General features: G+C 65.4%; 17 protein-coding genes and 1 pseudogene. 9 read left to right on the top strand and 9 right to left on the bottom strand.

What is annotated here, in order from left to right; all coding sequences use genetic code 11:
- Positions 1-4: 4 nt before the first annotated feature.
- From FFI87_RS13220 to FFI87_RS13205, 3 genes are all read right to left on the bottom strand, one after another.
- On the bottom strand, positions 5-505 hold the full coding sequence (locus FFI87_RS13220; protein WP_126228369.1) for a DUF192 domain-containing protein: 501 nt from the start codon (positions 503-505) through the stop codon (positions 5-7).
- 159 nt (positions 506-664) lie between these two features.
- Positions 665-877: a hypothetical protein gene (locus tag FFI87_RS13210; protein WP_082089614.1), complete on the bottom strand. Its 213-nt coding sequence runs from the start codon at positions 875-877 to the stop codon at positions 665-667.
- Between the two features lie 289 nt (positions 878-1166).
- Positions 1167-1745: a pseudouridine synthase gene (locus tag FFI87_RS13205; protein ID WP_011657724.1), complete on the bottom strand. Its 579-nt coding sequence runs from the start codon at positions 1743-1745 to the stop codon at positions 1167-1169.
- Between the two features lie 274 nt (positions 1746-2019).
- Here FFI87_RS13205 and icd point away from each other — a divergent pair, with 274 nt between their 5' ends.
- Together icd and FFI87_RS13195 are read left to right on the top strand one after the other, a co-directional pair.
- Complete coding sequence (gene icd / locus FFI87_RS13200; RefSeq protein ID WP_006754594.1) at positions 2020-3276, top strand: NADP-dependent isocitrate dehydrogenase; 1257 nt, start codon at positions 2020-2022, stop codon at positions 3274-3276.
- 282 nt (positions 3277-3558) lie between these two features.
- Complete coding sequence (locus FFI87_RS13195) at positions 3559-5787, top strand: NADP-dependent isocitrate dehydrogenase (RefSeq protein WP_138847276.1); 2229 nt, start codon at positions 3559-3561, stop codon at positions 5785-5787.
- Positions 5788-5916: 129 nt separating this feature from the next.
- Here FFI87_RS13195 and FFI87_RS13190 read toward each other — a convergent pair whose 3' ends face one another.
- On the bottom strand, positions 5917-6141 hold the full coding sequence (locus FFI87_RS13190; RefSeq protein ID WP_006754596.1) for a hypothetical protein: 225 nt from the start codon (positions 6139-6141) through the stop codon (positions 5917-5919).
- 663 nt (positions 6142-6804) lie between these two features.
- On the opposite strand from FFI87_RS13190, the gene FFI87_RS13185 reads away from it, so the two are divergent.
- The 3 genes and pseudogenes from FFI87_RS13185 to FFI87_RS34840 all read left to right on the top strand — a co-directional run bounded on the left by FFI87_RS13185 (position 6805) and on the right by FFI87_RS34840 (position 10951).
- Positions 6805-8403 carry a multicopper oxidase family protein gene (locus tag FFI87_RS13185; protein ID WP_138847277.1) on the top strand — a complete coding sequence of 533 codons (1599 nt, stop codon included), beginning with the start codon at positions 6805-6807 and terminating at the stop codon, positions 8401-8403.
- A 370-nt stretch (positions 8404-8773) separates the two neighbouring features.
- Positions 8774-10438: pseudogene (locus FFI87_RS35350) on the top strand (hypothetical protein); the annotation flags it as partial.
- Positions 10439-10459: 21 nt separating this feature from the next.
- The gene (locus FFI87_RS34840) at positions 10460-10951 is read left to right on the top strand and encodes a YadA family autotransporter adhesin (protein ID WP_244108266.1); all 492 of its coding nucleotides are present in this window, start codon (positions 10460-10462) and stop codon (positions 10949-10951) included.
- A gap of 247 nt (positions 10952-11198) precedes the next feature.
- Here FFI87_RS34840 and FFI87_RS13175 read toward each other — a convergent pair whose 3' ends face one another.
- The gene (locus tag FFI87_RS13175) at positions 11199-11402 is read right to left on the bottom strand and encodes a cold-shock protein (protein WP_004196460.1); all 204 of its coding nucleotides are present in this window, start codon (positions 11400-11402) and stop codon (positions 11199-11201) included.
- 549 nt (positions 11403-11951) lie between these two features.
- On the opposite strand from FFI87_RS13175, the gene clpS reads away from it, so the two are divergent.
- From clpS to FFI87_RS13155, 4 genes are all read left to right on the top strand, one after another.
- Positions 11952-12266, top strand: a complete 315-nt coding sequence (gene clpS / locus FFI87_RS13170; protein WP_006398529.1) for an ATP-dependent Clp protease adapter ClpS — start codon at positions 11952-11954, stop codon at positions 12264-12266.
- Positions 12263-14563, top strand: coding sequence for an ATP-dependent Clp protease ATP-binding subunit ClpA (gene clpA, locus FFI87_RS13165; protein ID WP_011657720.1), 2301 nt, complete (start codon positions 12263-12265; stop codon positions 14561-14563). Before clpS ends, clpA begins: the two co-directional genes overlap by 4 nt.
- A 102-nt stretch (positions 14564-14665) precedes the next feature.
- Entirely contained in the window at positions 14666-16045 is a 1380-nt protein-coding gene (locus FFI87_RS13160) for an amino acid permease (protein WP_138847278.1), read from the top strand.
- 146 nt (positions 16046-16191) lie between these two features.
- Entirely contained in the window at positions 16192-16962 is a 771-nt protein-coding gene (locus FFI87_RS13155) for a membrane protein (protein WP_012364519.1), read from the top strand.
- Positions 16963-17015: 53 nt separating this feature from the next.
- On the opposite strand, the gene dut is transcribed toward FFI87_RS13155, so the two are convergent.
- The 4 genes from dut to ileS form a co-directional block, all read right to left on the bottom strand.
- Positions 17016-17462, bottom strand: coding sequence for a dUTP diphosphatase (dut, locus tag FFI87_RS13150; RefSeq protein ID WP_138847279.1), 447 nt, complete (start codon positions 17460-17462; stop codon positions 17016-17018).
- Positions 17463-17517: 55 nt separating this feature from the next.
- Positions 17518-18729 (bottom strand): bifunctional phosphopantothenoylcysteine decarboxylase/phosphopantothenate--cysteine ligase CoaBC, encoded by a 1212-nt coding sequence (gene coaBC, locus FFI87_RS13145; protein WP_012364517.1) that lies wholly within the window; start codon positions 18727-18729, stop codon positions 17518-17520.
- 67 nt (positions 18730-18796) lie between these two features.
- On the bottom strand, positions 18797-19297 hold the full coding sequence (gene lspA, locus FFI87_RS13140) for a signal peptidase II (RefSeq protein WP_006750063.1): 501 nt from the start codon (positions 19295-19297) through the stop codon (positions 18797-18799).
- Positions 19298-19299: 2 nt separating this feature from the next.
- The gene (gene ileS / locus FFI87_RS13135) at positions 19300-22137 is read right to left on the bottom strand and encodes an isoleucine--tRNA ligase (RefSeq protein WP_138847280.1); all 2838 of its coding nucleotides are present in this window, start codon (positions 22135-22137) and stop codon (positions 19300-19302) included.
- Between the last annotated feature and the right edge of the window lie 68 nt (positions 22138-22205).

Raw genomic sequence — 22205 nt, 5'->3', positions numbered from 1 at the left:
GCCGTTACTGGGGCTTGGGCAGCCCGTCGAGCTTCATGCCCGGCTTGATGCCCTTCGCGGCGAACCAGCCCTTGCTCATTTCGAGCGCATAGACGCCGTTGTTGCGCGGGCAGTGATTGTCGGTCGTCTCGGCACGCATCTCGTCGATGTCGGTGATCGTGCCGTCCGCGCGGATGAACGCGATCGACAGCGGAATCAGCGTGTTCTTCATCCAGAAGCAGTGCACGGCGTTCTCGTTGAACACGAACAGCATGCCTTCGTTCGGCCCGAGCTGCGACCGGTACATCAGCCCCTGTTCGCGGTCGGCGTCGTTCGCGGCGACGGCCGCGTCGATCACGTACATGCCGGCGCGCAGCTTCACGTGCGGGAATTCGCTCGGCTGCTTGGCGCCGGGCGGCATCTGCGCGTGGGCGGTGTGCACGCCGAGTGCGAGGACGGCGAGCGCGGCGGGGAACACGGCGGCGCGCGCAAGGCGGCCGAGCGACGAGCGCAGGGAGAATCGCACAGCAAGGCTCCTATCGGGAAAACGAGACCCGCATGGTACGCGAAGCGCGCGGGCGGGCACAAAAAGAAAAAGGCAGATCGCCTCGCGGTGATCTGCCTTTCAACGCCGTAAGAACGGCAAGACTGCGTGTTCTTGACTGCGTTATTACAACCAGCTTGCTTAGTTCGAAGCAGCTGCCGGGGCTTCGGCTTCGCTAGCTGCCTTCTTCGCTGCGTGGTGCTTCTTCTTTGCGTGGTGCTTCTTGGCCGTGTGCTTTGCCGGTGCCGAAGCAGCTGCCGGAGCAGCAGCCGAAGCAGCTTCCGGAGCCGAAGCTTGTGCGAAAGCAGCCGTTGCGAAGAGACCAGCGACCAGAGCGGCGATCAGTTTGTTCATGTTGTGTTCCTCAGCTTTAGTTAATTAACCAAATGACCCGGCATAGGAGTCATGTCGTCTAACGGTGCCATCCACCTTTCGGTTGACAGACGCTTCGAGAAATTTCTCATTGCGCTGCGGGCGCCGAATCGTATTCGAAGAAAACGTCGCTTTCGTGACGCAAACACGCAAATACCGGTTCGGCTGCCAATGCCGGATAGCTCAGGATGGCATCTGCGTGGTTTAACGCGCGATCTTCGCCGGCGGTTGACGAAAAAGATGACGAAAAAACCGAAAGTTGCCGGCGCACTCATGCGTCGCGGGCAAAACCGTCCCACGGGGCGCGTGGCGGCAGCGCGATTGTTTCGCCCGGCGCAATGCCGAGCGCGAATATGTCCAGCGCGCCGATGCCCACGCGCACGAGACGCAACGTCGGGAAGCCGATCGCGGCCGTCATCCGGCGCACCTGCCGATTCTTGCCTTCGGTGATCGCCAGTTCGATCCACGTGGTCGGAATCGCGGCGCGGTAGCGGATCGGCGGGTTGCGCGGCCACAGCGCGTCGGGCGGCTCGATGAATTCGGCGCGGCACGGGCGCGTCACGTAGTCGCCGAGATCGACGCCGCGCGCGAGCGCCTTCAGGTCGGCCGGGCCCGGCGCGCCGTCGACCTGCGCCCAGTAGCGCTTGACGAGCTTGTGGCGCGGCTCCGCGATGCGCGCCTGCAGCGCGCCGTCGTCGGTGAGCAGCAGCAGGCCCTCGCTGTCCGCGTCCAGCCGGCCGGCCGGGTAGACGCCGGGCGTTTTTACCCAGTCGCCGAGCGACGGCCGCGTCTCGTGCGCGGAAAACTGGCAAATCGTGCCGAACGGCTTGTTGAGGGCGATCAGGGTCATGGCGGGGCGCCCGCGCGGCGGGCCGCGGGGAGGCGGGCCGGCGGTCTATGGCAAATGGCGGAATCTTAATGCATAATACGGAACGGCAAGTCATCTGTCTTATATAAGACATAAGGGAAGACTTGATACGCAGCGTCGCGCTTCGTGCCGCCGGCCCCGATTGGGGCGCTAGAATAGCGGCTCGCTGTTGCCGTCACGTAGGTGGCAAGGCCACCTCGCCACGCGCGCAGTTTCGACCAGCATCACCTGCTCAGCCACGTCACTGGAGTCGATCATGCCGTATCAGCACATCAAGGTTCCGGAGGGCGGTGACAAGATCACCGTCAACAAGGACTACTCGCTCAACGTTTCCGATCAGCCGATCATTCCCTATATCGAAGGCGACGGTACGGGCTTCGATATCACGCCGGTCATGATCAAGGTCGTCGACGCGGCGGTGGCCCATGCCTACAAGGGCAAGCGCAAGATCCACTGGATGGAGATCTTCGCGGGCGAGAAGGCGACGAAGGTGTACGGTCCGGACGTGTGGCTGCCGGACGAAACGCTGCAGGTGCTGAAGGAATACGTGGTGTCGATCAAGGGGCCGCTCACGACCCCGGTCGGCGGCGGCATCCGTTCGCTGAACGTCGCGCTGCGCCAGGAACTCGACCTGTACGTGTGCCTGCGCCCGGTCCAGTATTTCAAGGGCGTGCCCTCGCCGGTGCGCGAGCCGCAAAAGATCGACATGGTGATCTTCCGCGAGAACTCGGAAGACATCTACGCGGGCATCGAGTGGGCCGCGGGCTCCGAGCAGGCGAAGAAGGTGATCAAGTTCCTGCAGGACGAGATGGGCGTGAAGAAGATCCGCTTTCCGGAAACCTCGGGGATCGGCGTCAAGCCCGTGTCGACCGAAGGCACCGAGCGTCTCGTGCGCAAGGCGATCCAGTACGCGATCGACAACGATCGCAAGTCGGTCACGCTGGTGCACAAGGGCAACATCATGAAGTTCACGGAAGGCCTGTTCCGTGACGCCGGCTACGCGCTCGCACAGAAGGAATTCGGCGGCGAGCTGATCGACGGCGGCCCGTGGATGCGCGTGAAGAACCCGAAGACGGGCAACGAGATCGTCATCAAGGATTCGATCGCCGACGCGTTCCTGCAGCAGATCCTGCTGCGTCCGGCCGAATACGACGTGATCGCGACGCTGAACCTGAACGGCGACTACATCTCCGACGCACTGGCCGCGCAGGTCGGCGGCATCGGGATCGCGCCGGGCGCGAACCTGTCGGATTCGGTCGCGATGTTCGAGGCGACGCACGGCACGGCGCCTAAGTACGCGGGCAAGGATTACGTGAACCCGGGTTCCGAGATCCTGTCGGCGGAAATGATGCTGCGCCACCTCGGCTGGACGGAAGCGGCCGACACGATCATCGCCGCTATGGAAAAGTCGATCCTGCAGAAGCGCGTCACGTACGACTTCGCGCGCCTGATGGAAGGCGCGACGCAGGTGTCGTGCTCCGGCTTCGGCGAAGTGCTGATCGAGAACATGTAAGACCCCTTCCGGGGTGGGCCGGCGGATTGCCGGCCGCCCCGGCGCCTACTGCCGGCGCCGGGGCGTTTCGTGGATGGCAGGTTTGTTGGCAGGGCGGTCCGGCATGCGGGCCGCGGCGCCGCGCTGCGGCCCGCATGCCCTGCAAGGTAGAACATGACGGCCCTCGCAACACCACCGCCCGGCTAAGCCGGCGCGCCCCTTTCGCGACCCACCCGGTCGCTCCCCGCCGGTTACCGCCGGCGCTTCTCAGTCCAACATTCACGTAGCAATGCTTTGACCACCATGTCCACTTCGCCCAAGATCATCTATACCCTCACCGACGAAGCGCCCGCGCTCGCGACCTATTCGCTGCTGCCGATCGTCAAGGCCTTCACGCGCTCGTCCGGCGTCGCCGTCGAAACGCGCGACATCTCGCTCGCCGGCCGCATCATCGCGGCATTCGCCGACGTTCTGCCGCCGGAGCAGAAGGGTTCCGACGATCTGGCCGAGCTGGGCCAGCTCACGCTGAAGCCGGAAGCGAACATCATCAAGCTGCCGAACATCAGCGCATCGGTGCCGCAGCTCAAGGCCGCGATCGCGGAACTGCAGGCGCAGGGCTACAAGCTGCCGGCGTATCCGGAAGATCCGTCGACCGACGAAGAGAAGGCGGTCAAGGCCCGCTACGACAAGATCAAGGGCAGCGCGGTGAACCCGGTGCTGCGCGAGGGCAACTCGGATCGCCGCGCGCCGCTGTCGGTGAAGAACTACGCACGCAAGCACCCGCACAAGATGGGCGCATGGAAGGCCACGTCGAAGGCGCACGTCGCGCACATGAGCGAAGGCGACTTCTACGGCAGCGAAAAGTCGGCGTTGATCGCCGCGGCCGGCACCGTGAAGATCGAACTCACGACGACCGACGGCGTGAAGAAGGTGCTGAAGGAAAAGACGGCCGTGAAGGCCGATGAAGTCATCGACGCATCGGTGATGAGCCGCAAGGCGCTGCGCAGCTTCATCGAAGCGCAGATCGCCGACGCGAAGGCGCAGGACGTGCTGTTCTCGGTGCACCTGAAGGCGACCATGATGAAGGTCTCGGACCCGATCCTGTTCGGTCACTTCGTGTCGGTGTTCTACCGCGACGCGCTCGCGAAGCACGCGGACGTGCTGGCGCAACTCGGCTTCAACCCGAACAACGGGATCGGCGACCTGTACGCACGCCTGAAGGATCTGCCGGCCGACACGAGCGAAGCGATCGAAGCCGACGTCAAGGCCGAGTACGCAGTGCGCCCGCGTCTCGCGATGGTCAACTCGGACAAGGGCATCACGAACCTGCACGTGCCGAGCGACGTGATCGTCGACGCATCGATGCCGGCGATGATCCGCGACTCGGGCGGCATGTGGGGCCCGGACGGCGAACTGTCCGACGCGAAGGCCGTGATTCCGGACCGCTGCTACGCGGGCGTCTACCAGGCCGTGATCGAAGACTGCAAGCAGCACGGCGCATTCGACCCGGTCACGATGGGCAGCGTGCCGAACGTCGGCCTGATGGCGCAGGCGGCCGAGGAATACGGTTCGCACGACAAGACGTTCCTGATCCCGGCCGATGGCGTCGTGCGCGTCACGGACGAGGCCGGCAACGTGCTGCTCGAGCACGCGGTCGAGTCGGGCGACATCTGGCGCATGTGCCAGACGAAGGACGCACCGGTGCAGGACTGGGTCAAGCTCGCGGTGAACCGTGCCCGCGCGACCGGCGCGCCGGCCGTCTTCTGGCTCGACCCGGCACGTGCGCACGACGCGCAGATCATCGCGAAGGTCGAACGCTACCTGAAGGATCACGACACGAACGGCCTCGACATTCGCATCATGACGCCGGTCGACGCGACGCGTTTCTCGCTCGAGCGCATCCGCGCGGGCAAGGACACGATCTCGGTCACGGGCAACGTGCTGCGCGACTACCTGACCGACCTGTTCCCGATCATGGAACTCGGCACCAGCGCGAAGATGCTGTCGATCGTGCCGCTGATGGCCGGCGGCGGGATGTTCGAAACGGGCGCCGGCGGCTCGGCACCGAAGCACGTTCAGCAGTTCGTCGAGGAAGGCTTCCTGCGCTGGGATTCGCTGGGCGAATTCCTGGCACTGGCCGCGTCGCTCGAACACCTCGGCCACGCTTACCAGAACCCGAAGGCGCTCGTGCTCGCGAAGACGCTCGACCAGGCGACCGGCAAGTTCCTGGACGAGAACAAGTCGCCCGCACGCAAGGTCGGCGGCCTCGACAACCGCGGCAGCCACTTCTACCTGTGCCTGTACTGGGCGCAGGCGCTGGCCGAGCAGACCGACGATGCCGCGCTGAAGGCGCAGTTCGAAGGCGTCGCGAAGTCGCTGGCCGCCAGCGAAGCGCGCATCCTGGAAGAACTGTCGGCCGCGCAGGGCACCGCGCAGGCGATCGGCGGCTACTACCGTCCGAATGTCGAGCTGACGAGCCAGGCGATGCGCCCGAGCGCAACGCTGAACGCCATCGTCGACGCAGTCGCCTGACGCCGGCCGCGCCCACGCGCGCGCGACGGCAACGGCAGCCGCCGACGCGGCGGGCTTCACGGCTCGCCGCTTCGCCGACAATAAAAACGCCCCGGTCGCCCGGGGCGTTTTTCGTTGCAGGCGTGCCATTCAGACGTGCACGATTTCCCATTCGCTGATTTCGGGCGGCACTTCGAGCGTGGCAGTATCCAGTTCGGACGGTTGCTCGCAGTCGCCGCGGGAGATGTGGTCGGCGGCGACTTCCGGGCACGAGAACGCGCCGAGCAGAGCGTTGCCGAACGTCGCTTCCCAGCCGCCGTTACCCGGCAGGATGTAGAACGACCCGAGCGCTGAACCAAAGCGAAATCCCTTCATTTCCGTTCTCCCTTTCTGATTACAAGCGATTCTGTTGTGCCGCTCGCCGGTTGGGTTTCGTATCGACCGTCGTGGCGAAGCGTCGGTGCATGGAACCCAGTCTACGTCCGTGGCCGCGACCGATGGTGCGCGTAGAACGCTTTCTCGAAACAAAAATTCATTTTTAAAAACATCAAGTTACTTGGCGTGTTTCGTATTGCGGAATGATTTTTGGCATCGCGAAACAGCGAATTTGTGCCGTGCACCACGAATTTTTATAACGCAGGGACTTGTTCCGCATCGTGAAAAATCGACTGGTTCGTGCATTGGAGGTGCGTGGCGTGCCGCTGGCGGGATGAGCGGATGGTGGGAAATTGCCTCGATGGGGTGAGGCGAACGCGGGCAGCGAGTGCGGTCGACCGCGTAGCCTGCATGAATGCAGTGAGGCGTCGCTGCGTCGGCCGATGATTGAAAACGCCGCCCGAACGGCGCGGCGGCCGTGAGGCCCAGCCGCCGCGTACTGCGGCGTATCGCCGCTCGCGCTGTGCCGCGGTACTTCGGCCGCGACCCGCGGTTATGATGACGCGGGCATCAGGTTTCGCGTCGCGCATGGGCGCTTGCGCACCGGCCGGCGCGGGTGTCGCGACGGCCGCGCGACGCAGCACGAATAACGAGGAACGATTGATGATACGGAGAACCTTCCTGTCGCATGCCATCGGCGTGGCGGCCGCATCGCTGTTTGCGCGCGCCGCCTGGGCGCAGCATGCCGCACACGCGGGCATGGCCGGCATGGATCAGATGGACGACATGCCCGGCATGTCGGGGATGGCGGGCCATACGCAGCACGCGAAGGCGGCGCCGGCCGCGCTCGCCGCGGCCGATGCGCTGCCGGCCGGTGCGCCGCTTGCGTCGCTGCGCACGCTCGCGAACGAAAGCCGCGAGCCCGGCACGTTCCGCGCGACGCTGGTCGCGCAGCCGGTCGCGCGTCCGCTGCTGCATGGAGCGCGCCCCACGACGTTCTGGCAGTTCGGCACCGGCACGCAGGGGCCGGTGGTCGGCCCGCTGATCGACGTCCGCGAGGGCGATACGGTCGAAATCCGCTTCGTGAACAAGCTGCCGCAACCGTCGACGATCCACTGGCACGGCCTGCCGGTGCCGCCCGACCAGGACGGCAACCCGTCCGACCCCGTCGCGCCGGGTGCATCGCACGTATACCGTTTCACGCTGCCGAAGGGCAGTGCCGGCACCTACTGGTATCACCCGCATCCGCACATGATGACCGCCGAGCAGGTGTTCCGCGGGCTGGCCGGCCCGTTCGTCGTGCGCGCCGCCGACGATCCGCTCGCCGGCTGGCCCGAGCGCAACCTGTTCGTGTCCGACCTGAAGCTTGCGCGCGACGGCACGATTGCGCCGAACGACATGATGGACTGGATGAACGGCCGCGAAGGCCAGTTCGTGCTCGTCAACGGTGCGCGCCGGCCGCGGATCGACGTCGCGAGTGACGAGCGCTGGCGCGTGTGGAACGCGTGCAGCGCGCGCTACCTGCGCGTGGCGTTCGACGACGGCCGCGCGTTCGAGCATGCCGGCACGGACGGGGGGCTCTTCGATGCGCCGCGCCGCGTGACGTCGCTGCTGCTCGCGCCGGGCGAGCGCGCGGAACTGCTGGTGCGCGCCGGCGACCGCGCGTCACGCGCGGTGCTGCAGGCGGCCGAATACGACCGCCGCAAGATGGCGATGTCGCACGACGACGGCCACGGCAGCCTGCCGCCCGATCCGGCGCTGCCGCTGGTCGACGTCGCGTTCGCGCCGGCCGCCGCCCGTGCGCTGCCGGCGACGCTGCGCGCGGTGCCGGCGCTCGGCGAGCCGGTCGCGCACAAGGAAGTCGCGTTCGGCGAAGAGATGGACATGGATGCGATGATGAACGGCCCGATGCATGGCCGTCCGGCTGGGATGCGTTTCACGATCAACGGCGCGACCTATGCACCGCATCGCGCGACGTTGACGAGCCGCCGCGGCGACGTCGAGCGCTGGACGATCCGCAATGCGACCGACATGGATCACCCGTTCCATTTGCACGGCACGCAATTCCAGGTGATCGAGCGCGCATCGGACGGCACGCGCACGCCCGAGCCGTTCCGCGCATGGCGGGATACCGTGAACGTGCGCAGCGGCGAGCTTGTGACGATTCTCACGTCGCAGGCCGAGCCGGGCGAGCGCATGTTTCATTGCCACATCCTCGAACATGAAGATCTGGGGATGATGGGGACACTGCGAGTCGTTTGATCCGTGGGCGGCGCACGATATGTCATGTGCCGCCGACGGTCGAAATCGAATGCAGCAGACAAGCCGCGCATCGTATTCGGTGCGCGGCTTTTTCGTATCCCGCTCGACCGCGCGTTTTATATCGGCCGCGCATACGAACCGGCGCGTGATTTAAAGGATCTCTTAGCGCCGGAATGCAAAATAGAACTTGTCCTATTTTCCGGGACCTCCGTGCTTCCTATACTGGTCCGCGATCACCTCGGAAGGTGACACGCTCGGATTGCCGGGCGCGACGGAGGGGCGACATTTCCGGAGTACCGGATGCATCATCGTCTCCCGATGTTTCGGCAAAACGCGCAAGTGCGGCGCGAACAATATTGAGATTTGGTGGATGAAGTTTCACGCCGGAATTTTTGATGTGGATTTGGTTAGGAATCTTATGAAAATAATTAGTGATCCGAATAATATGCGGAAAATGAAGGGCGGGCACTCCGCTTCGGATACCGCACGCGTGCTCGCCAAGCGTGCGATCGCGGTCGGTGTGACGGGCATGCTGGGATTGATGCTCGTAGACGCGAACGCGCAAACGATCGGCGAACGGGTGGACTCGCTGGAAAGTAGCGTGTCGACGATCAACGGTAGGCTGTCGGGCCTGCAGAGCGATGTCTCGAACCTGAAGAATCGTCTCGAAGGTTCGCTGCCGTCCCCCGGCACTGGCAAGGACAGTGTCGCGGTTGGCAAGAATTCGAATGCATCCGGGGCAGGGAGTACGGCAGTCGGTGTGAACGCATCGGCAACCGGCGACTCGAGCACGGCGACGGGTGCAGATTCGGAGGCGTCGGGCAAGGACAGCACGGCCAACGGTGCGCGCTCGAAGGCGACCGGCGATTCGAGCACGGCGACGGGTGCAGATTCGGAGGCGTCGGGCAAGGACAGCACGGCCAACGGCGCGCGTTCGAAGGCGACCGGCGATTCGAGCACGGCGACGGGTGCAGATTCGCAGGCGTCAGGCAAGGACAGCACGGCCAACGGCGCGCGTTCGAAGGCGACCGGCGATTCGAGCACGGCAACGGGTGCAGATTCGGAGGCGTCAGGCAAGGACAGCACAGCCAACGGCGCGCGCTCGAAGGCAACCGGCGACTCGAGCACGGCGGCGGGTGCAGATTCGGAGGCATCGGGCAAGGACAGCACGGCCAACGGCGCACGCTCGAAGGCAACCGGCGACTCGAGCACGGCAGCAGGTGCAGATTCGCAGGCGTCGGGCACGGACAGCACGGCCAACGGCGCACGCTCGAAGGCAACCGGCGACTCGAGCACGGCAGCAGGTGCAGATTCGGAGGCGTCCGGCAAGGACAGCACGGCCAACGGCGCACGCTCGAAGGCAACCGGCGACTCGAGCACGGCGGCAGGTGCAGATTCGGAGGCATCGGGCAAGGACAGCACGGCCAACGGCGCGCGCTCGAAGGCAACCGGCGACTCGAGCACGGCGGCAGGTGCAGATTCGGAGGCATCGGGCAAGGACAGCACGGCCAACGGCGCACGCTCGAAGGCAACCGGCGAATCGAGCACGGTGGCAGGTGCAGATTCGGAGGCGTCCGGCAAGGACAGCACGGCCAACGGCGCGCGCTCGAAGGCAACCGGCGAATCGAGCACGGCAGCAGGTGCAGATTCGCAGGCGTCAGGCAAGGACAGCACGGCCAACGGCGCACGCTCGAAGGCAACCGGCGACTCGAGCACGGCGGCAGGTGCAGATTCGGAGGCGTCCGGCAAGGACAGCACGGCCAACGGCGCACGCTCGAAGGCAACCGGCGAATCGAGCACGGCAGCAGGTGCAGATTCGGAGGCGTCGGGCAAGGACAGCACGGCCAACGGCGCACGCTCGAAGGCAACCGGCGAATCGAGCACGGTGGCAGGTGCAGATTCGGAGGCGTCGGGCAAGGACAGCACGGCCAACGGCGCGCGCTCGAAGGCAACCGGCGACTCGAGCACGGCAGCAGGTGCAGATTCGCAGGCGTCCGGAAAGGACAGCACGGCAACCGGCGCGCGCGCGCGGGCGAGCGGCAGCGATTCGACGGCAATGGGCACGAACGCAAAGGCCCTCGGCGACGGCAGCTCGAGCTTCGGCGCCGGGGCGTCCTCGTCAGGCACGAACAGCACGGCGCTCGGCACGAACGCGGTCGCGACCGGCCGGAATTCGGTTGCGCTCGGCCACGGCTCGATTGCCGATCGTGACGACACCGTGTCGATCGGGGCGCCGGGGCAAGAGCGCAAGCTCGCGAACGTCGCCGACGCAGTTCTGCCTCACGACGCGGTCAACCTGAAGCAGTTGAACGCAGTAGCCCGGCGCGCGTACAGCGGTGTGGCCGCGGCGACCGCATTGTCGATGATTCCGGATGTCGATCTGGGCAAGACGATCGCAGTGGGCGTCGGCATGGGCAGCTATCTCGGCTACCAGGCCGTCGCGCTCGGCGCGTCGGTGCGGATCGGCGAAAACCTGAAGGTGCGCGCTGGAGCCGGGATCAGTTCGGCTTCGACGACGTGGGGTGCGGGCGCGTCGTACAGCTGGTAAGCCACGCGCGGCAGGCGTAGGGCGTTCGTCCGCAGCGGCAAGCCCGCAAGTTCGCCGCATGGCACTCCGTCGTGTGCGAACGCCTGACCATCTGTATGCCTCATCCGACAATCGCGTTAGTTTCACCGCAATTGTGCGAATCGGGGAGTCAATCGAAAAGAAGGTGACGATTGAAATAACAAAACCAGATACGCAAAAAAAGAAACCCGGCGCAATGCCGGGTTTCTTCGTCAGATATCCGGTGCCTTTATGCGGCCTGGATGTTCGACGCTTGCTTGCCCTTCGGGCCTTGGACGACCTCGAAGCTCACCTTCTGGCCTTCCTTCAGGGTCTTGAAGCCCTGCATGTTGATGGCCGAGAAGTGCGCAAACAGATCCTCACCGCCCTCGTCGGGAGTGATGAAACCGAAGCCCTTCGCGTCGTTGAACCACTTAACGATACCAGTTGCCATTTTCCTACTTCCCCTGTCACACAGTCGCTGCTACATACCACGAGCACGCTCGAAAAGCTAAACGACCGGAAAATACAGCCGTTCCCCCCTCACAAGCTCACCTTCGGCCCTCTTTCAATTCGCCGACTGGCAAAATTAAAAAAGTGCCAGCTTGATTGTTGGCGCTCTTTATTTGAGTGTCAAGCGGAATTTTTAGACGGTTAGAGGGCCGTTGTAAAGAACCCATTTTCAGGGTTTTTCCGGCTTTGCTTCGCAGCATGCCCCCAAGCGCGCGGACTTGAAAAGTCGCATAATCGGCTCATATACCAGGCTCGAGTGACACGCGATCGAGTCGTCCCGGCTTGTGGGATACTGGATGCGGATGCGACGGTCCGGTGTAGTCTCCCCCTGACGGTTCGTGTTCCGCGCCACGCGTGAAAGCCGGCACCGCAGCCGGCTTTCGTATGGTGCGAAGACGATCGCATGTCGTCGGGAACCAGGGAGGGCGCCGGCCGGTCGGTCGGGTAATGGCAGGATTGCGGGCCTGTCCGAGTTGTTTAGAATGGGTGTATGGCGATTATCCCGGACAAGCAGGACAGCACCGTCCTGGAACGCAAGCAGCAGAAGCTCAAGCCGCCTTCGATGTACAAGGTGGTGCTGCTGAACGACGACTTCACGCCGATGGAGTTCGTCGTGATGGTCGTACAGGAGTATTTCAAGAAGGATCGCGAGACGGCCACGCAGATCATGCTGAAGGTCCATCGTGAAGGGCGAGGGGTATGTGGGGTCTATACGCGGGACATCGCGTCGACCAAGGTTGAGCAAGTCGTTACCCATGCGCGGCAGGCCGGGCATCCGCTGCAGTGCGTGATGGAGGAAGCATGATTGCCCAGGAATTGGAAGTCAGCCTGCACATGGCGTTCATGGAAGCACGCCAGGCGCGCCATGAGTTCATTACGGTCGAGCATCTGCTGCTGGCCCTGCTGGATAATCCGACGGCAGCCGAGGTGTTGCGCGCGTGTGCGGCCAACATCGAGGACTTGCGTCAGAACCTGCGCAATTTCATCCACGACAACACACCGACCGTCCCCGGTACCGACGATGTCGATACCCAGCCGACGCTCGGTTTCCAGCGCGTGATCCAGCGCGCGATCATGCACGTCCAGTCGACGTCGAACGGCAAGAAGGAAGTCACCGGCGCGAACGTGCTGGTCGCGATCTTCGGCGAGAAGGATTCGCACGCCGTCTACTACCTGCAGCAGCAGGGCGTCACGCGCCTGGACGTCGTGAACTTCATTTCGCACGGCATCGCGAAGACGAACGGCGGCGAAGCCGCGAAGTCGACCGACGCGAACGCGGAAAGCGAAGACGCGAACGCGCAGAAGGAAACGCCGCTCGCGCAGTTCACGCAGAACCTGAACCAGATGGCGAAGGACGGCCGCATCGATCCGCTGATCGGCCGCGAGCCGGAGGTCGAGCGCGTCGTGCAGGTGCTGTGCCGTCGCCGCAAGAACAATCCGCTGCTCGTGGGTGAAGCGGGCGTCGGCAAGACCGCGATCGCGGAAGGGCTCGCCTATCGCATCACGCGCGGCGAAGTGCCGGACATCCTCGCGAACGCGCAGGTGTATTCGCTCGACATGGGCGCGCTCCTCGCGGGCACCAAGTATCGCGGCGACTTCGAGCAGCGTCTGAAGACGGTGCTGAAGGAGCTGAAGGAGCGTCCGCACGCGATCCTGTTCATCGACGAGATCCACACGCTGATCGGCGCGGGCGCCGCATCGGGCGGCACGCTCGACGCGTCGAACCTGCTGAAGCCGGCGCTGTCGTCGGGCACGCTCAAGTGCATCGGCGCGACCACGTTCACCGAGTATCGCGGCATCTTCGAGAAGGATGCGGCGCTGTCGCGGCGCTTCCAGAAGGTCGACGTGACGGAGCCGACCGTCGAGCAGACGGTCGCGATCCTGCGCGGGCTGAAGTCACGATTCGAGGAGCATCACGGCGTCAAGTATTCGTCGGGCGCACTGTCGGCCGCGGCCGAATTGTCGGCACGCTTCATCACCGACCGCCACCTGCCGGACAAGGCGATCGACGTGATCGACGAAGCGGGCGCCGCGCAGCGCATCCTGCCGAAGTCGAAGCAGAAGAAGACGATCGGCAAGAGCGAGATCGAGGAAATCATCTCGAAGATCGCGCGCGTGCCGGCGCAAAGCGTGTCGCAGGACGATCGCAGCAAGCTGCAGACGCTCGATCGCGACCTGAAGAGCGTCGTGTTCGGCCAGGATCCGGCGATCGATGCGCTCGCCGCATCGATCAAGATGGCGCGTGCGGGCCTCGGCAAGATGGACAAGCCGATCGGCTCGTTCCTGTTCTCCGGCCCGACGGGCGTCGGCAAGACCGAAGTGGCGCGCCAGCTCGCGTTCACGCTCGGCATCGAGCTGATCCGCTTCGACATGTCGGAATACATGGAGCGTCACGCGGTGAGCCGCCTGATCGGCGCGCCGCCGGGCTACGTCGGGTTCGACCAGGGCGGCCTGCTGACCGAAGCCGTCACGAAGAAGCCGCATTGCGTGCTGTTGCTCGACGAAATCGAGAAGGCGCATCCGGACATCTTCAACGTGCTGCTGCAGGTGATGGACCACGGCACGCTGACGGACAACAACGGCCGCAAGGCGGATTTCCGCAACGTCATCATCATCATGACGACGAATGCGGGCGCCGAGTCGATGCAGAAGGCGACGATCGGCTTCACGACGCGCCGCGAGACGGGCGACGAGATGACCGACATCAAGCGTCTGTTCACGCCGGAGTTCCGCAACCGCCTGGATTCGATCATCAGCTTCCGCTCGCTCGATGAGGAAATCATCATGCGCGTGGTCGACAAGTTCCTGATCCAGCTCGAGGAGCAGCTGCACGAGAAGAAGGTCGACGCGCTGTTCACCGACGCGTTGCGCAAGCATCTCGCGAAGCACGGCTTCGACCCGCTGATGGGCGCGCGGCCGATGCAGCGGCTGATCCAGGACACGATCCGTCGTGCACTGGCCGACGAGCTGCTGTTCGGCAAGCTCGTCAACGGCGGGCACGTGACGGTCGACGTCGACGAAAACGACAAGGTTCAGTTGTCGTTCGACAAGCTGGCGAATCCGCCGCACAAGCCGAACGAAGAGACGGTCGAAGTCGAGTAAGCGATAATTCGTTGTTCATGCGAACGGCGCGGGAAGTTCTCCGCGCCGTTTCGTTTTATCTGGCGCCGGTGGCGCAATGGTGGGGCAGGGAGTAGCAACGCAGTGACACAACAACAACGGTCGTTCGACAACATCGTCGCGCGCGAACAAGGGTTGCGCCACGCGCTGACGTCGGGGCAGATGGCAATGATCGCGATCGGCGGCGCGATCGGCACGGGGCTGTTCCTCGGCAGCGGGTTCGCGATTGGGCTCGCCGGCCCGAGCGTGCTGCTCTCGTATGCGATCGGCGCGCTGATTGCGCTGCTGCTGATGGGCGCGCTCGCGGAAATGACGGTCGCGCATCCGACGGCCGGTTCGTTCGGCGCGTACGCCGAGCACTACATCGGCCCGCTCGCGGGCTTTCTCGTGCGCTATGCGTACTGGTTCGCGGTGGTGTTCGCGATCGGCACCGAGATCAGCGCGATCGCCGTCTTCATGAAGTACTGGTTCCCGGCCGTGCCCGGCTGGTACTGGGTGATCGGCTTCTCCGCGCTGCTGATCGCGGTGAACCTCGCGAGCGTCACGCTGTACGGGTCGGTCGAATACGCGTTTTCGTTGCTGAAGATCGCGGCGATCGTCGTGTTCATCGTGCTCGGCGCGTATCTCGTGTGGTCGGCGCCGGCGGCTGCCGGCATCGGCTTCGCGAACTACACCGCGCACGACGGCTTCATGCCGAAAGGGCCGTGGGGCACCTGGGTCGCGGTGATCGTCGCGATCTTCAGCTACATGAGCATCGAGGCGGTCGCGATCGCGGCCGGCGAGGCGCGCGATCCGCAGCATGCGGTCACGCGTGCGTTCCGCTCGACGGTGTTCCGGCTCGTGCTGTTCTACCTGCTGACGCTGTCGCTGATGCTCGCGATCGTGCCCTGGACGCAAGCCGGCACCGACGAAAGCCCGTTCGTGAAGGTGATGGCTGCCACCCACGTGCCGTATGCGGCCGGCGTGATCAACTTCGTGCTGCTGATCGCCGCGCTGTCGGCGATGAACAGCCAGCTCTACGTGACGACGCGGATGATGTTCAGCCTGTCGCGTGCGCGGCTCGCGCCGGCGGTGTTCGGCCGGCTCGGCAACAACGGCGTGCCGCGTGCGGCGCTGTGGATCTCGACCAGCGGCGTCGCGGTCGCGGCCGTGCTGGTCGCGCTGTCGCCCGACACCGCGTTTACCGTGATGATGGCGATCGCGATGTTCGGCGCGCTGTTCACGTGGCTGATGATCTTCGTCACGCACCTGCGCTTTCGCGCGCGGTATCGCGGCCCGGCGCTCGCATTCCGGATGTGGGGCCACCCGTTCGGCAGCGTGCTCGGTGCGGGGCTCGTGGGCGCAGTCCTGCTCACGACCGCGTTCACGCGCGAATTCCGGATGACGATGGTGGTCGGCGTCGTGTTCGTCGTGCTGCTGACGGTCGCGTACGCGTTGCACTACCGGCATCAGCACGCGCGTTGACCGGTGAGCGCACGCCTCGGGCAGGGGCCTGCGCGGCGAGGCGAGGCCGCTAAGGTTGCGTTAAGCCGGCGGCGATTACATTCGAACCTGTCTGCTGGCGGGCCGGCGCACGCCGGCTCGCCGCTTTCCTGTCAGAAGGGGTTCGAATGAACAAACTTCCCGAAATCACGCTCGCGTTCTGGATCATGAAGATCTGCGCGACGACGCTCGGCGAAACCGGCGGCGACCTGCTGTCGATGACGCTGAACGTCGGCTACGCGGTGAGCTCGATCCTGCTGTTCGGTTTCTTTCTCGTCACGCTCGGCGCGCAGCTCAGGACGACCGGCTATCGCCCGGCCGTTTACTGGGCGGTGATCGTTGCGACGAGCACCGCGGGCACGACGATGTCCGATTTCATGGACCGCACGCTCGGCCTCGGCTACGCGGCCGGCTCGTCGATTCTCGTCGCGATCCTGCTGGCGATCTTCGCGGTGTGGCGCCTGAGCGGCGAGTCGCTGTCGGTCGACCTGATCCGCACGCGCAAGGTCGAGCTGCTGTACTGGATCGCGATCCTGTTCTCGAACACGCTCGGCACCGCGCTCGGCGATTTCCTCGCGGACAGCTCGGGGCTCGGCTTCGGCGGCGGCGCACTGCTGATCGGCGCGCTGCTCGCGGCGATCGTACTCGCGCATTACTTCACGCGGATCTCCGGCGTGCTGCTGTTCTGGGCCGCGTTCGTGCTCACGCGTCCGTTCGGCGCGACGGTCGGCGACCTGCTGACGAAACCCGTCGCCAAGGGCGGGCTCGCACTCGGCACGGTCGGCTCGTCGGTGGTGCTGCTCGGTGTGCTGGCCGTGATGGTGATTTATGCGAGCGTCGCGCAGGCACGGCGACGCGAACCCGCGCCCGCGCGGATCGCACAGACGGCCGATCGGTGAACGGAAACGGAAAAAGAAAAGGGGCCGCGAGGCCCCTTTCCGCATGGCGCCGTTCAGTGACGGCCGGTGCTGCCGAAGCCGCCTTCGCCGCGCTCGCTTTGCGCGAAATCGTCGACGATGTTGAACTGCGCCTGCACGACCGGCACGATCACGAGCTGTGCGAGCCGCTCGAACGGGTTCAGCACGAATTCGGTCTGGCCGCGGTTCCACGTCGACACCATCAGCTGGCCCTGGTAGTCGGAATCGATCAGGCCGACGAGGTTGCCGAGCACGATCCCGTGCTTGTGGCCGAGCCCCGAGCGCGGCAGGATCAGTGCCGCATAGCCGGGATCCGCGAGATGAATCGCGAGGCCCGTCGGCACCAGCGCCGTTTCGCCCGGCTGCAGCGTGACGGGCGCGTCGAGGCACGCGCGCAGGTCGAGGCCCGCGCTGCCGGTGGTGGCGTAGGCGGGCATGTAGTCGCGCATGCGCGCGTCGAGAATCTTCAGGTCGAGTTTCATGCGGTCGTCGAATCGGTCGGGAAGGGCCCGGCGGCGCGTGCCGCCGGGCAACGGATCAGATCAGGTGATTGTCGGGCAGGCGCTTCGCGATTTCGGCGACGAGCGCGTGCGCGAGCTCGTCCTTCGGCGCGCGCGGCAGGCGCGTGAGCCCGGCTGCCTCGAACAATACGACTTCGTTGTCGTCGCGGCCGAACGTCAGCGGGCCGAGGTTGCCGACCAGCAGCGGCACGTTCTTGCGCTTGCGCTTTTCGTCGCCATGCACGTCGAGGTCGCCGCTTTCGGCGGCGAAACCGACGCAGAACGGCGGATCGGGCAGCGCCGCGACCGATGCGAGGATGTCGGGGTTCTCGACGAACGCGAGCGCCGGCATCTTGCGATCGGCCGTCTTCTTCATCTTGTGCTCGGCCGGCTGGTCGACGCGCCAGTCGGCGACCGCGGCCACCGCGATGAAGATGTCCGCGTCGGTTACCGCATGCATGACCGCGTCGTACATCTGCTGCGCGGTCTGCACGTCCTGGCGCGTCACGCCCCACGGCGTGTCGAGCGCGACCGGCCCCGCGACGAGATGCACGTCGGCGCCGGCCTGCTGCGCGGCGCGCGCGAGCGCGAAGCCCATCTTGCCGCTCGAGCGGTTCGTGAGGCCGCGCACCGGGTCGAGCGGCTCGAACGTCGGGCCGGCCGTGATCAGCACGCGACGGTGCGCGAGCACCTTCGGTGCGAAGTGCGCGACGATCGCTTCATGGATCGCCTCGGGTTCGAGCATGCGGCCGTCGCCGACTTCGCCGCAGGCCTGCGCGCCCGAATCGGGGCCGAGCACCGACACGCCGTCGGCGCGCAGTTGCGCGGCATTGCGTTGCGTGGCCGGGTTCTGCCACATCTGGCGGTTCATCGCGGGCACGACGAGCAGCGGACAGTCGCGCGCGACGCACAGCGTCGACAGCAGGTCGTCCGCGAAACCGTGCGCGAGCTTCGCGAGGAAATCCGTCGACGCGGGCGCGATCACGATCGCGTCGGCTTCGCGCGACAGGTCGATGTGCGCCATGTTGTTGTCGATGCGCGCGTCCCACTGGCTCGTATAGACGGGCCGGCCGGACAGCGCCTGCATCGTGACGGGCGTGATGAACTGCGCGGCGGCTTCGGTCATCACGACCTGCACGGTCGCGCCTGCCTTCGTCAGCAGCCGGGTGAGCTCGGCGATCTTGTAGCAGGCGATGCCGCCCGTCAGGCCGAGAACGAGGTGTTTTCCAGCGAGTTCTGCGTGTGCCAACTCAGGCCTCCAAGGGTCAAACGGAACGGCCGGCGCGAAGCCGGCCGTCGACACCGAGTATGCGCGCTCAGCGCGAGCCGCGCACGCGACGCAGTTCGTCGTAGACCAGCAGCACCGCGCCGACGGTGATCGCGGAATCGGCGAGGTTGAACGCCGGGAAGTGCCAGCCGCCGACGTGGAAATCGAGAAAGTCGATCACGTGGCCGTAGACCAGCCGATCGATCACGTTGCCGAGCGCGCCGCCGAGGATCAGCGCGAGCGACAGGCTGAACAGCCGCTGCTGGCCGTGGCGGCGCAGCAGGAAGCAGATCACGAGCGTCGCGCCGATGCCGAGCGCGGTGAACGCCCAGCGCTGCCAGCCGCTCGCGGTCGACAGGAAGCCGAACGCGGCGCCGCGGTTGTACACCAGCACGAGGCTGAAGAACGACGTCAGCGCATGCTGCGCGCCGTACGCGAACGTTTTCAGGATCGCGATCTTCGACAGCTGATCGAACAGGATCACGATCAGCGAAATGCCGAGCCAGGGCGCGAGCGCGCCGCTGGCCGGCTTCGACAGGGTTTTTGCCATGGTTATGCCGCGCTCCGGATTTCGCCGTTTTCAAACAGGTTCGAGAAGCAGCGTCCGCACAGCGTCGGATGATCGGCGTGCGCGCCGACGTCCTCGCGGTAGTGCCAGCAGCGTTCGCACTTCTGGTACTTCGACGCCGCGACGTCGACGCTTTCCTGCGCCTCGTCGTCGACCTTCACGACCGTCGCCGCCGACGTGATCAGCACGAACTTGAGATCGTCGCCGAGGCTCGTGAGCGCATCGTAGCGCGCGCCGCTCGCGTGCACGGCTACTTCGGCCTGCAGCGACGAACCGATGCGGTTCGCGGTGCGTGCTTCCTCGAGCGCCTTCGTCACGTTGCCGCGCACGTCGCGCAGCAGCGCCCACTTGTCGATCAGCGCGGCCGAGCCGGCCACTTCCGGATACGCGTAGTACGTTTCCGTGAACACGGTGTCGCTGGCCGGCTGGAACACCTTCCACGCTTCTTCCGCGGTGAACGACAGGAACGGTGCGAGCACGCGCAGCAGCCCGTGCGTCAGGTGGTACAGCGCGGTCTGCGCGGAGCGGCGCGCGCGCGAATCGGCCGCGCTGGTGTACAGACGGTCCTTCAGCACGTCGAGGTAGAAGCCGCCGAGATCTTCCGAGCAGTATGTCTGCAGCTTCGCGACGACCGGGTGGAACTCGTACTTCTCGTAGTGGCCGAGCAATTCCGTCTGCAGTTGCGCGGAGAACGCGACCGCATAACGGTCGATCTCGAGCCATTCGTCGACCGGCACCGCGTGCTGCGCGAAGTCGAAGTCCGACAGGTTCGCGAGCAGGAAGCGCAGCGTGTTGCGGATACGGCGATAGCCTTCCGTCACACGCTTCAGGATTTCCTCGGAGATCGCGAGCTCGCCCGAATAGTCGGTCGACGCGATCCAAAGGCGGATGATTTCCGCGCCGAGGCGGTTCGCGACTTCATGCGGGTCGACACCGTTGCCGAGCGACTTGCTCATCTTGCGGCCTTCGCCGTCGACCGTGAAGCCGTGCGTGAGGAGACCCTTGTACGGCGCGCGGCCGTCGATCATCGACGCGGTCAGCAGCGACGAGTGGAACCAGCCGCGGTGCTGGTCCGAGCCTTCGAGGTACAGGTCCGCCGGGAACTGCAGCTGATCCTTGTGCGAGCCGCGCAGCACATGCCAGTGCGTCGTGCCCGAGTCGAACCACACGTCGAGCGTGTCGCGGTTCTTTTCATACATGTTCGCGTCGTCGCCGATCAGCTCGCGCGGGTCGAGCGACTGCCACGCCTCGATGCCCGACTGCTCGACGCGCTTCGCGACTTCCTCAAGCAGCTCGAGCGTGCGCGGGTGCAGCTCGCCGGTTTCCTTGTGCACGAAGAACGCCATCGGCACGCCCCATTGGCGCTGGCGCGACAGCGTCCAGTCGGGACGGTTCGCGATCATGCTGAACAGGCGCTGCTTGCCCCACGACGGGTAGAACGCGGTCGCCTCGACGCCTTCGAGCGCCGCTTCGCGCAGCGTCTTGCCGTCGTCGCGCGGCGTCACGTCCATGCCGGCGAACCATTGCGACGTCGCGCGGTAGATGATCGGCGTCTTGTGGCGCCAGCAGTGCATGTAGCTGTGCGTGTACTTCTCGCTGCGCAGCAGCGAGCCGGCCGCGTTCAGCGCGTCGACGATCTTCGGGTTCGCGTCCCAGATCGACAGGCCGCCGAACAGCGGCAGCGATTCGATGTAGCGGCCGTCGCCCATCACCGGGTTGATGAAGTCGGAATCGGTCATCCCGTGCGCCTTGCACGACATGAAGTCTTCGATGCCGTAGGCAGGCGACGAGTGCACGACGCCGGTACCCGTGTCGGTCGTCACGTAGTCGCCGAGGTAGACGGGCGCGGTGCGCTTGTAGCCGGGGTGGGCCGACGCGAGCGGGTGGTGGAAGCGCAGGTTCGCGAGCTTCACGCCGGGCGCGGTCGCGACGACGCGGCCGGTCAGCTTGAAGTCGGCCATGCAGGCGGCGACGCGTTCTTCCGCGATGATCAGCAGCCCGCGCTCGGTGTCGACCAGCGCGTAGACGATTTCCGGATGGAGGTTCAGCGCCTGGTTTGCCGGGATCGTCCACGGCGTGGTGGTCCAGATCACGATGCCGCCCTCGGCGCGCGGCAGCGCCGGCAGGCCGAACGCCTGCGCGGTCTTTTCCGGCTCGGCGAATGCGAACATCACGTCGATCGTCGGGTCGGTGCGGTCCTTGTATTCGACTTCCGCCTCGGCGAGCGCCGAGCCGCAGTCGAAGCACCAGTTCACCGGCTTCAGCCCGCGGTACACGTAGCCCTTCTCGATGATCTTGCCGAGCGCGCGGATCTCTTCCGCCTCGTTGACGAAGTTCATCGTCTTGTACGGGTTCGCCCAGTCGCCGAGCACGCCGAGGCGCTTGAAGCCGACCTTCTGCTTCTCGATCTGCTCGGTGGCATACGCGCGCGCCTTGCTCATCACTTCGGCCGCCGGCAGCGACTTGCCGAACTGTTTCTCGATCTGGATCTCGATCGGCATCCCGTGGCAATCCCAGCCCGGCACGTACGGTGCGTCGAAGCCGGCCATGTTGCGCGACTTGACGACGATGTCCTTCAGGATCTTGTTGACCGCGTGACCGAGGTGGATGTCACCGTTCGCATACGGGGGGCCGTCATGCAGGATGAACTTCGGGCGGCCCTTGCTGGCCGCGCGGATCTTTTCGTAGATGCCGCGCTCTTCCCATTCCTTGACCCACTGCGGCTCGCGCTTGGGCAGGTCGCCGCGCATCGGGAACGGCGTGTCGAGCAGGTTGACCGGATACTTGGCCTGCGGTTTCGAATCGGCTTTCTTGTTGCTCATGATGGGATCGCTATCTAAATCGGTGGACGCTCGTGCGTCGTGAATCGGGGATGCGCGCGTGTTGGCGG

The sequence above is a fragment of the Burkholderia sp. KBS0801 genome (assembly GCF_005937855.2).
Lineage (GTDB): Bacteria > Pseudomonadota > Gammaproteobacteria > Burkholderiales > Burkholderiaceae > Burkholderia > Burkholderia ambifaria.
Note: the sequence above shows the minus strand (reverse complement) of the source record. Positions and strands in the feature narration are given on the sequence as shown.

Coding starts and splice junctions, on each gene's coding strand:
- ileS (WP_138847280.1), bottom strand. CDS start 22,137: ATGAGCAACAAGAAAGCCGATTCGAAACCGCAGGCCAAGTATCCGGTC.
- dut (WP_138847279.1), bottom strand. CDS start 17,462: ATGAAACTCGACCTGAAGATTCTCGACGCGCGCATGCGCGACTACATG.
- clpA (WP_011657720.1), top strand. CDS start 12,263: ATGATTGCCCAGGAATTGGAAGTCAGCCTGCACATGGCGTTCATGGAA.
- FFI87_RS13205 (WP_011657724.1), bottom strand. CDS start 1,745: ATGACCCTGATCGCCCTCAACAAGCCGTTCGGCACGATTTGCCAGTTT.
- lspA (WP_006750063.1), bottom strand. CDS start 19,297: ATGGCAAAAACCCTGTCGAAGCCGGCCAGCGGCGCGCTCGCGCCCTGG.
- clpS (WP_006398529.1), top strand. CDS start 11,952: ATGGCGATTATCCCGGACAAGCAGGACAGCACCGTCCTGGAACGCAAG.
- FFI87_RS13190 (WP_006754596.1), bottom strand. CDS start 6,141: ATGAAGGGATTTCGCTTTGGTTCAGCGCTCGGGTCGTTCTACATCCTG.
- FFI87_RS13155 (WP_012364519.1), top strand. CDS start 16,192: ATGAACAAACTTCCCGAAATCACGCTCGCGTTCTGGATCATGAAGATC.
- FFI87_RS13195 (WP_138847276.1), top strand. CDS start 3,559: ATGTCCACTTCGCCCAAGATCATCTATACCCTCACCGACGAAGCGCCC.
- FFI87_RS13185 (WP_138847277.1), top strand. CDS start 6,805: ATGATACGGAGAACCTTCCTGTCGCATGCCATCGGCGTGGCGGCCGCA.
- icd (WP_006754594.1), top strand. CDS start 2,020: ATGCCGTATCAGCACATCAAGGTTCCGGAGGGCGGTGACAAGATCACC.
- FFI87_RS13210 (WP_082089614.1), bottom strand. CDS start 877: ATGAACAAACTGATCGCCGCTCTGGTCGCTGGTCTCTTCGCAACGGCT.
- FFI87_RS34840 (WP_244108266.1), top strand. CDS start 10,460: ATGGGCACGAACGCAAAGGCCCTCGGCGACGGCAGCTCGAGCTTCGGC.
- FFI87_RS13175 (WP_004196460.1), bottom strand. CDS start 11,402: ATGGCAACTGGTATCGTTAAGTGGTTCAACGACGCGAAGGGCTTCGGT.